The following is a 9,797-nucleotide window of genomic DNA, read 5'->3' as shown; positions in this document are numbered from 1 at the left end:
GTGTTTACACTGAGTAATTAAGGTATTTTTTTATGAATTTATCATCAAAGAGCTCTTCACCCAAACCTTTATCTTTGTAAGAAATTGAAATAGTCTCAACTAATAGCTTTATAACTTTATCCTGATTTTCTAAGTCATATTTATCAAGTTCTTTAACTAACCTTTGTATTCTAACTTGAATAATTAAAAAACCAATTAAAAAGTCTATACTAAATAAGCTGTATAAGTTTACTTTGAAAGCATTTTTATGTTCTTCATTACCCAACATCAAATATAGTTGATTTAATACACTCCCAAAACCATTAATTTGGGTTGTACTTGTTCTGATGATATCAATATATTGAACTCTACTTTTCAAAGAAATTTCTAAACTGTTGTTTTCATGTTTTTTTATCCTTTCACTTAAGAAATGTCGACCTAAAAACTCAATAGAACTCTTTACTTCTTCATTATCTAATTTCTTAATTTTGCAATTCTGAAGTTCTTTTTTTAATTCATTTGATGACCGTTCAAGTGTTGCAATAATCGATGTATATAATGCGTCACTTCTTTGAAGATCTAAACCTCGCTTAGTGTCCTGCCAAGTCCAATAGAGTAATAAAACAGTCGCGAATAATAAAACAGGACTTAAAAGGTTATTAAAATAAACAGCTGTATCAATCCAGTTTTGGATGGGGACATCTAAATTGTACTTAAATCTATCGAAAAAAACATCAAGGCTAAACCAAGTTAAAACTAAAACTATTAGTACGACATGTAGCCCTTTTGTGGTATGAATGCGATTTAATATATCACTAATGAAATTTATAAAAGGTTTTATTACTATCATCAACATTCCCTCGCTTTTTAAAACTCCTTTTTACACCAATCTCAATCACTTAACAACTAAGCAGTCCCCCGAACTGCACGAATAATTGCACCGTTACTTTGTATATTAGCCACAACAACCCCAACCACCTGTCGAGCTATGTCTTGGCCAACCACTTGCGATGTTTGCTCATTAGTACCACCTTGCACGGTAATTTGGTTGGTTATATTTAACGTAACGCCAACCGAGCCGCCATCATTAGCTGCGGCGCCCGCGTTGTAACGCCGCGCCATTTGGCTAATTTCAGTATTTTGTTTAGGGCTTAGTACACGCTCGCCACGTTGTAATACATAGGTAGATTCATTCGGCACATAATCTAAACCACCGTGCGCAATACCAGCCGGTTGCTGGGCTTTTATTTGTCGAACTTGTTGTAAACCCATCATAACCGCTGCAGCAGCTGCAACACCGCCCAGTACTGGGCCAACAATCGGAATAGGAGCCAAAGACGTATAAGCCGCGGTTGCACCCTGGTAGGTATTAATAACAGCTTGCGCAATAGCAAACGCTTTATAGGCTTTAAATGCTGTTTTACTTTGTCCAGCCATTGCTTTAAAAGTAGTGGCACCTAAGCCAACAATGGCGTTAGATTTTTCAGCTTCTGTTTTTTTCTCAAAGTTAGCAAACGCTAAAATGTTGCTTTGTAAAGCACCTGTGTGGCGTGTTTTAATTTGCATCAACCGTTCTTGGTGTGCGGCTTCACTCGCTTCACGTTGGCTATGGTAGCCATTTGCAGCATTAAGTTCAGATTGGCGCTCTAACTCACGAATTTGGTTATCTGCGTTATATTTAAGCTCGCCACTTTCATCATTGGCCGCTAAACCTAATTGTGAGCGTCGCATAGCATCAACCCGTGCTTGTTGGCGTGCTTGCTCTACACTTAGTTCGTTATTATATGCAGCAAGTGCTTCACGCCCAGCAAAGCCTTTAACGGTAGCAATACGGTTTTCTAAATCGCGTTGTAAATCGTTTTTACGTTTTTCTTCAGCTTGGTTTTGTATACGAGTTTTTTCGGTTTCACGTTTTTGTGCAATTGCTTTTAGGTCTTCACCGTATTTAACATCAAGCTGCTTTAAAATGGCGTTGTATTTAACTTTATTAGCTGCATCGTTCTCACGGGCAACAATTACCATTTGTTTACGTTTTTCGTAGCTGTCTTTTAAGCGGGCTTCTTCGCCCATTAAGCTTACTTCTAAACGCTTAATGTTATCGGGCAGGGCGCTTGAGCTAACAGGCGATGGTTTGGGCTTTTCTGTTTCTTTAATGGCAAGCACTTGTTGTAGCGCCACAATTTCATTTTTTAAATCAGTAACGCGTTGTTGTGCAGCTTCAACGTCAGAAAACTTGCCTTTTAAAAACGGGTTATTAAAACGTTCTCGCGCTTCATCGGCCATTTGAATCGCATTTTTAATGCGGCCCTGTGCCATTAGTAGTAAACCTTGTGCCTGGCTACTGGTTAAATTGGCATACGGGTTTAGGTCTTTACTGGCTTCTTTTAGTTTATTAACTGAGTCGGTAGCGTCATCGCCCAGGCTTGCAAAATAAGCAAGGCCAAGCCCAGCCGTTACCAGTAATCCAACGGGTCCACCTAACAAGCCCATTACAGTACTAAGGCCCCGCGCTGCGAGGGTGGCTCGCCCAGCAGCGGCAGTATAAATATTTGTAGCAGTAGTAGCGGCTGCTTGAGTTGCTGTATAGCGCGTATTCGCAGCAGCCAAGCGGGCTACTGCTGCAGTTCGTAAATTGGTTGTATTAGCCACAGCAAGCGTGTGCTGTGCATATACTTTCATTTCTGCGGCACGTTGTAGCTCTAAAACAGCATTAGCCTGGTTTTGTTTTGCAAGCGCTGCATCAGCAATTAACGCGCGGTTCTTAGCGGCCACATTAGCAACATAGCCTGCCGCACTGGCACTTAAACCAGCTACTAAATGCCCCGTCAATACCGTAGCCAAAGCACCAGTTGCAAATACTAAATTATCTACAGCGTCTTCATTTTGGCGTAAATACGCCATCGTGTCGGTGATAGAGTCAACAACACTAGTAACAGCAAAGTTTACTGGCTCTTCGTATTTACGTATTAAGCGTTGGTATTCATTCCCCATTTCCGCAAAGCTGGCATTTATTTTACCCTCAGTGGCCTCAGCAGCACCGGCATAATCGTTAAGCGCTTTAATAAGGTAATTTTTAAACATCTGGCTGGTTACTTGGCCATCGTTCACCATTTGCCTAAAACCGCCGGCGGCTTTACCCGCTGCTTTATCGAGTTTTTGTAAAAGCCCTGGCATAGGTTCGGTTACTTGGTTTAACTCTTCTGCACGTAAAACGCCGGCAGTCATCCCTTGCGTCATACCAAATAAGCTTTGTGCAAGCTGAACATTGCTCGCACCTGTTATAGCGGCTGCGTTAGCCATGCCCTCTAAAATCGCTTTACCTTGGGTTTGAGTAACAACGCCAACCTCTTGGAGGGTTAAAATTTTACTGTAAGAGTCGGCAAGGGTGGTGTAACCGGTATTTAAGCGATCAGATGTAGCAAATAAATACTCTTGTACTTTGGCGTAATTTTCAGCTGAGCCCGTTAATCCTTTTAAGCGAGTATCAAGTAATTGTGCAGCGCCGGTATCACGCACAAACATGGTGGCAGTGCCAATACCTACTAAGGTGGTGAGTGTCGCACCAATTTGCCCATAAGCGGTATTCATTAGCCCCAACTGGCGGGTCATTGCGCCTTGCTGTTGCATAATACGGGCTTGGCTGGCACCTAACTGCTGGTTAGCGGCAACTTGGCGTTGTACAGCTTGAGGTATGCGGTTTAGTTCGTTTACGTTTTGGCGCGCACCGGTGGTAACTGCTTTACCGTCATAACTTAAGCGTAACGCCAAATTCAAGTTGTTGCTCATCGGGTCGCCTTATTAGTCCAATTATGGTGCGCTCTAGGGTCTGCAGTTTTGCAAAGTCATCGGTGTTAAGGGTTATATTTGCATAGCGCCAGGCTATATCAGCCCTGGCATAATCAAGGGCAATTTCTACCCCGTCGTTATCCCGTTGCCACTGGCTACTGGCGGTAGTTAATGCCAATACCGCTGTGTGGTTTTGGGGCAATACAAACAATGTTCCCTCATCGTGTGGCACAATCTGTTTAGGTGCGCCAAAATGGGCTTCGTCGTCATCAAGGGTTTTACTGGCTGCTGCTAGGTCGCCCAAAAACCACCTAGCAACATCGGCTAGTTTTTTTCAGTGATACGGTATTGGGCGTTAATACACTCAACACTTAAGCGGGCAGTTAGTCCACTATAAACAAGCAACTCTTCAAGGGTACTTTTATCAAAGGGCACGTCTTTACCGTCATCAATAAAGTCACCCCAGCCCACTAACAGCTCGCGTACTATTTCGCCATCACTAGCGCCTTGCTTTTCAGTAAGTGTTTTAAGCTCACTTTCAGGCACCAGTTTAATGTATGCCGTAAATTTAAAAATCACTTCACCAAACTCAAAATTGAGAGGCGCTTTTATAGCTGCTTTATTTAACTCGTGTAATAATTTTAATTTCATTTAAAAGTTCACTTATATGCTTTTGTTAGTCGTTTAGCCTCGTCTTTAGCGGCTTTAAGACTATTGAATTTAAGTATGCCGTTACTGTCTTTGCAGTAACTTGGCGCTTTCCCTTTTGGCTTTGCAATGACCGTGTAAAATTCAACGTTCCCAGTATCAACATTTGTCATATTGATTGCTTGAAATCGCATAGCCATTACTCAAACACAATCGTTAGTTCGTCATAGCCTGCGCCACTGGGCACGAGCTTGCCGTCAAACTCATAACCGGTTAATTCAGAGTCCAGGCTTGTGTACTTAGGCCACGGCATTTGGTAGCGGCCAATAATAGTTACTTTTTTACCTGCAGCAGTGCCGTGGGTAAATTCAAACATTTGTACCTTGCCCACATCAGCAAACGGGTTAAAGGTGGCCAGTTCTTCTGCAGTAAGCGTAAAGTTAGCGCTGCTTTCGTGACCGGTTATCATTATTTCTTCATGATTAATAGCACGGTCAAACACCACGTTATTACCTAAGTCGACCGTAAGCTTGTGCAGAGTGCGTTTAACGTCGTTAAGCTTAAAGTCACTGCTATTACTTACGCCAAGCACTTCGGGGCGCACCCAACGGTCCCAATCAACAGCAGGGGCGGCAGTACTTGCAACCGGCGCACTAAACAAGCCTTTAAACTGCCAGTTAAGCATGGGCTTACCTTTTTCAAGCGCAAAACTCACGTTGCCTTTCATTTCGCTAATGTTGTGGGTGTTTTTACCAAAGCGTACTTTGCAAGTAACAGCCACCGCAGCGCCTTTTGTAAAAGTAACGCTTGAGGCATCAGCCACTTGCACCATGCCACACGCTAGTAACAGCGGGGCAAACGCAGGCTCATTACCTACCGTGCCACTCATTGCCAGTGGGGTTTTAAAGTTAAGGCTTATATGCTCACCATAAAACGTTTCGAGGCTTGCCCCGCTGTAGCTGGTTTCTAGCTCGTCTTTTTCACTTTCGCTTTCAAGGGCCAGCTCAACGTCACTGGCATAAATAGCGTGTAAGCCCGTTAATGTTGTGCCCAGGGCATCCGCTAAAATGAGTTTGTCTTTAAATCGCCAACTGCTCATGATTTAGTCTCCACTTTAATTAGCTCACCGCTTTTTAAATTAAAAGCGCCGGCGATTTCATCTCTGTTACCTTTAGCACTTGCCAGTACCTGGTTAACGTTTTCGGCAATCGTCATCGCGCGGGACATTTTAGGCTTTATGTTAACGTCAGCCTGTTGTTCAGCGGGTTTACTCGATTGCGGCTCGGTCTGTTTGCTCATGGCATCACCTTCACAGTTACGGTATGTAGGCCAGTAACACTAAACTGGCACTGGTAAATTAAGTTATTAGTTTGCTTGCTAAGCTCAATTGTGCGGCCCTTATCAAGCTTTATAGGGTTCCAACCTGCGAACTGGCAACCTGCTACAGCGGTTTTAACATCACTGCGCAATTGCTTTATTTGCATATCGCTATAGGCATTACCCGCAGAGCAGGGGATCACAATCATCACTGCAAACACATCTTTAACCTGGTATTCGTCAAGGCCGTGTACTTCATTAGTATTGGTGTTGTCATCGGCTAATGGCAATACAAACAGCTGAGCGCTGTGTACAGCATGCTCGCGTACATGGTTAAAATCGCTGGCAAACCCCACAGTTGCATTAAAAACAGTATTGCTTAGCAGGGTTTCTATGTTGTTTAAATCAAAGTTAAATGCCATTTAAATACTCTTTAAACATGTTTAAATTAACCAATCTTCAATGATGTCGTTAATCTCGGTTTCTTGCATAGCAGCTATACCCAGTATGGGCCGAGCTTTTAACGTCACGCTTTTATTGCGGCCAGTTTCACCACCAAAGTGGTGTATGGCTGAGTACTTTTCACCTAAGCCATGCTCAAGCGTATTGCCATTTACATTGTGCGTAACAGAGCCTGCAAGGTTACGTTCATCTGTTAGCGTTAAACCGCCACGGTCTTTTGCTGCTTGCGATTGCTCCCATTTGACGCCCTCAGGTGTTACTTCACGTAAAAATCGGGTGGTAACGTCCATGTCTAAAAATGCACCAATGTCGTCCAATACATCAGCTGGTTTAGCGCTTGTATTTGCAATTTGGGTTAAGCGCGGCAGGGCATTACCCGTTATATTTATAAATACACCCGCCAATTTAATAACCTGGCCAATTAAATTGAGAACCTGCAGGTTTAGTTCGCATCCCAGTTCTTACGCCTACAGGCGCATCTTCCTTAATTTGGATCACACCTTTACTAACCTTATCAAGCTGCGCCATGGCGTTACTTTTTACGGCTTTGAGATGTTCGTCAGCAATGTTAGGGGCTAACTCACAATGCATTAAATCGTTAGCAATGCCTGGCAATACCGAGTTATTAATATCATCCTGGTTTAATGCAAACCGTGCTACATAGCCTGCTATAACCGCATTTACATTTTTTTGTGCTTGTACATACCAGGCATTAATTTGCTCTTGCAACTCGTTGTACGTTTCGCTTAAAAGCGCAGCTTCAACATCGTCGCGCGTTGGGCGGCTACCTACCGCAGCAAACTTAGCAGTCGCAAATTGCAACAGGGTATTAATGCCAACTTTGTCTATAACTGCTTGTTCTGTAGTAAACATGCACACCTCAGTTAGTAAAAAAAAGGCCCGAGCAAGTCGGTACTGGGGCCTTTACACAGGGAACAACAATAATTAATTATGCTGGTGTCAGCACGTTGGTCAGTAAAATACCGCAGTCTTTTGCAATAATTTGCTCTTGTACTGCTTCGCCTACCATAATTTCAACCCCACCATTTAACCCTGCAGCTACGTCACGGTTGCCCGATGTTCGCGAGCCATAACGTGCAGTGAGTGCAAAGGTCATGCGGTTGTTGTTAAACGAGGCAAGTGGGTCGTGATACGTAAACGACAAGGTATCTTGCCAAACCTTTTGTAAGTTAACGGCTTGGCCTTTTTTAGCCGTGTTTAGGCGCGCTTGGCCAACGGTTACATGCTCAAGCTCTAGCACTTCTTTAATGTAGCTCCATGGCACTACGCCCTGGTCGCCACTAGTGCCATTAAACGCTTTAAGTAACTTAGGGTGTGTACGCAGTTTAGTTGCCACGCTTTGCGATACTGTCATTGCATTAGGGCGCATGAGTGGCGCATCTAGCATTTCTAAAAAAAACGGTAAAATATCAAGTGCAGGGTCATCTAAACGCTTGTGGCCTGCTGCAGCTAATGATTGAGTACTCCCAAAGTTAGCCGACTTGTTGTACATAGTGGCAACGCGTATTTCACGGTTAAGCAATACCAAATCAGTTAAGCTCTCAGCCGCATGAGTGCGCGGGTTATAGTTTGCAGGTGCATTGGTTACATCGTCATTCGGTACCACATCAGACAAACCATGATCAACCACTGAACCGGTTTTCTCTTCAACACTAAACTCAACTTGGTTAGGGGATGACTTACGGCCAACTTTATCGTCTACAACGGTAAACTTTTCGCCTTTTTTATATTCGGTCCACTTATAGTTACGTAAACCAACGGGCGAATAAGGGGCAAGCGTGTCTGCAACTAACGCTCTATTACGATAAGCAATGGCTATGGCCGTTTGCTCAACATCGGGTGTAAATGGCATACCATTACTCATGGCAAATCCTCACTATTAATAATTAAGTTAACCCAAGCGCATTAAGCGTTTGGAATTGTTGCTACTACATGCGGGTTTAAAAACACGTCGCCAATCACTCCAGCTTCGCCGTCTTCCATCACCCAACCAGCAACGTATACTTCGGTTTGGCCCACAAAGTTAGCAGGGGCAAACTCAACGGCTTTACCTTCGCTATCAGCAACAATTGGGGTGCCTGCAATTAACGCTTCACCAAACTCAACAGGCGCACTTTGGGTCATTACCACATCAACACGTAAATGCTCGTCAGTGCCTTGCTCGGTAACACCGGCATACATTGCGCTGGCATCAACCGCTAACCCAACATGAAAGTCAGCCGCAGCCGATACAACCACTAAGCGGTTAGTCTGTATAACGTCTTCAGCGCTAAAGTTTCTTATAAATCCTGGTTGTGCCATGGTTTTATGCCTTTTTAATGTGGTCTAACGCGGCGGTAATGCTAATTTCAATGCCTTTGCTAGATTGTGATTGTTGAAATTCCAGCGCTTTTGCTGCCAGTGTTTCTGCACTGTCGTCGGTATTTTCGCCGTCGGTATCGTCTTTATTAAACTCGCTCGTTAAGCCTGTTTGCTCAGGCAAGCCCTTTAAAAAACCTTCAAACCACGCTGCAGGTTTAAGTTCCTGGCTTTTACCGTCTGCGGCTGCAAACTCAAAGGTGGTATCGCCGTCATCCAACTTGGCCATAAACTCAGCCACACCTTCAGTATTGGTTAAGCGCGGTGCAGTGCCGCCGTTCACTTCGTTGTTAATAAAGGTGTTAGCCGCTGCAACACGCTGCGCGTATTCAAGCTTTTCGTTTTTAGCGTTGGCCACATCAATTTGGTCTTGTAGCGCCTTTCTTTCTTCTTTATCCATTGCATTGTCCTCGTGGGGTGGTGGGGCGTTGCTGTTATCAATAGCGTCGCCTTTACTAAATTCGGCACCTTCACCCGTACTGGCTTTAGCACGTTCATGCTCAGCAATAATGGTTTCTTCTTTTAACCATTCGCTTTCGTAGTCGGGCACAACTTTATCAGCCGCTTCACTGCCAAAACGGTCAGTTATAAAGTTGCGTAAATTGCCCATTAGGCGGGTAAGGGTGTTTGATGTGCGCAGCGATATGTTGTCAATATCACCGGCAGCAAATTCTAGGGTTAGGGTATCGGCGTCATCCGCTTGGTTAAACTGCCAGGCTAAACCGTCAACGGCAGGGGGCTTGCCACCTAAGTAACCAATGTGTGCAAGTTGGTAGCCATTAGCCACCTTTTCAAGCTTAACCGAGCGGTTAGGGTAGCGCTTGCTTTGTACCGCTTGGGCAAATTCAGCACACACATCTTCTGCTTTAGCAAACAAAGAGCCACCTTCTGCTTTTAGCTCACTGGCCCAACCCCATGCAGGGTCGTCCATTTTAGGATGGCCAATAACCAGTGGTGCGGTTTTAGGTTTAAAGTTAGCGACTACGCTGTTTAAATCAGCGTCGCTAAACGAATGAGTAACGCCTTTAGCATCGGTTTGGGTGCCTGCTTTAAATACTTCAAACCAATCAAATTGGGTGTTTGGGGTTGTTTTGTCTGCCATATTCCAAGTGCCAATAAACTAACTAAGTGGCACCCAGTGTAGGGGGGAAGTAATTATTGAACCGCTGGAAAAGACTTTACAGCGTTAAGAACAGGGTAACATATATAGGCTAAATTGAGCTTTA

At 44.0% G+C, this 9,797-nt stretch carries 13 protein-coding genes; all 13 read right to left on the bottom strand.

Going from position 1 to position 9,797, the window contains the following annotated elements; genetic code table 11:
* Nucleotides 1-4 precede the first annotated feature (4 nt).
* Entirely contained in the window at nucleotides 5-829 is an 825-nt protein-coding gene (locus tag RF53_RS06485; protein WP_039037014.1) for a hypothetical protein, read from the bottom strand.
* A 56-nt stretch (nucleotides 830-885) separates the two neighbouring features.
* On the bottom strand, nucleotides 886-3,765 hold the full coding sequence (locus tag RF53_RS06480; RefSeq protein WP_039037013.1) for a tape measure protein: 2,880 nt from the start codon (nucleotides 3,763-3,765) through the stop codon (nucleotides 886-888).
* Nucleotides 3,725-4,069, bottom strand: coding sequence for a hypothetical protein (locus RF53_RS06475; protein WP_039037012.1), 345 nt, complete (start codon nucleotides 4,067-4,069; stop codon nucleotides 3,725-3,727). Before RF53_RS06475 ends, RF53_RS06480 begins: the two co-directional genes overlap by 41 nt.
* A gap of 20 nt (nucleotides 4,070-4,089) precedes the next feature.
* Nucleotides 4,090-4,416: a hypothetical protein gene (locus RF53_RS06470; protein ID WP_039037011.1), complete on the bottom strand. Its 327-nt coding sequence runs from the start codon at nucleotides 4,414-4,416 to the stop codon at nucleotides 4,090-4,092.
* An 8-nt stretch (nucleotides 4,417-4,424) separates the two neighbouring features.
* Nucleotides 4,425-4,586, bottom strand: coding sequence for a hypothetical protein (locus RF53_RS19505; RefSeq protein WP_200888042.1), 162 nt, complete (start codon nucleotides 4,584-4,586; stop codon nucleotides 4,425-4,427).
* Between the two features lie 26 nt (nucleotides 4,587-4,612).
* Nucleotides 4,613-5,512 carry a hypothetical protein gene (locus tag RF53_RS06460; RefSeq protein WP_039037009.1) on the bottom strand — a complete coding sequence of 300 codons (900 nt, stop codon included), beginning with the start codon at nucleotides 5,510-5,512 and terminating at the stop codon, nucleotides 4,613-4,615.
* On the bottom strand, nucleotides 5,509-5,712 hold the full coding sequence (locus tag RF53_RS06455; RefSeq protein ID WP_039037008.1) for a hypothetical protein: 204 nt from the start codon (nucleotides 5,710-5,712) through the stop codon (nucleotides 5,509-5,511). Before RF53_RS06455 ends, RF53_RS06460 begins: the two co-directional genes overlap by 4 nt.
* Nucleotides 5,709-6,152: a phage tail terminator protein gene (locus tag RF53_RS06450; protein ID WP_039037007.1), complete on the bottom strand. Its 444-nt coding sequence runs from the start codon at nucleotides 6,150-6,152 to the stop codon at nucleotides 5,709-5,711. Before RF53_RS06450 ends, RF53_RS06455 begins: the two co-directional genes overlap by 4 nt.
* Nucleotides 6,153-6,173: 21 nt before the next feature.
* Nucleotides 6,174-6,596: a phage virion morphogenesis protein gene (locus RF53_RS06445; protein WP_039037006.1), complete on the bottom strand. Its 423-nt coding sequence runs from the start codon at nucleotides 6,594-6,596 to the stop codon at nucleotides 6,174-6,176.
* 1 nt (nucleotide 6,597) lies between these two features.
* Nucleotides 6,598-7,065, bottom strand: coding sequence for a hypothetical protein (locus tag RF53_RS06440; protein ID WP_039037005.1), 468 nt, complete (start codon nucleotides 7,063-7,065; stop codon nucleotides 6,598-6,600).
* Between the two features lie 76 nt (nucleotides 7,066-7,141).
* Entirely contained in the window at nucleotides 7,142-8,077 is a 936-nt protein-coding gene (locus tag RF53_RS06435; protein ID WP_039037004.1) for a hypothetical protein, read from the bottom strand.
* Nucleotides 8,078-8,118: 41 nt separating this feature from the next.
* The gene (locus RF53_RS06430) at nucleotides 8,119-8,514 is read right to left on the bottom strand and encodes a hypothetical protein (protein ID WP_039037003.1); all 396 of its coding nucleotides are present in this window, start codon (nucleotides 8,512-8,514) and stop codon (nucleotides 8,119-8,121) included.
* A gap of 4 nt (nucleotides 8,515-8,518) precedes the next feature.
* Entirely contained in the window at nucleotides 8,519-9,673 is a 1,155-nt protein-coding gene (locus RF53_RS06425; protein ID WP_039037002.1) for a hypothetical protein, read from the bottom strand.
* Nucleotides 9,674-9,797: the final 124 nt, after the last annotated feature.

Source organism: Pseudoalteromonas sp. ECSMB14103 (genome assembly GCF_000813065.1).
GTDB classification, from domain to species: Bacteria; Pseudomonadota; Gammaproteobacteria; order Enterobacterales; family Alteromonadaceae; genus Pseudoalteromonas; species Pseudoalteromonas marina.
The sequence above is the reverse complement of the archived record's forward strand: the minus strand, read 5'-3'. Positions and strand labels throughout refer to the sequence as shown.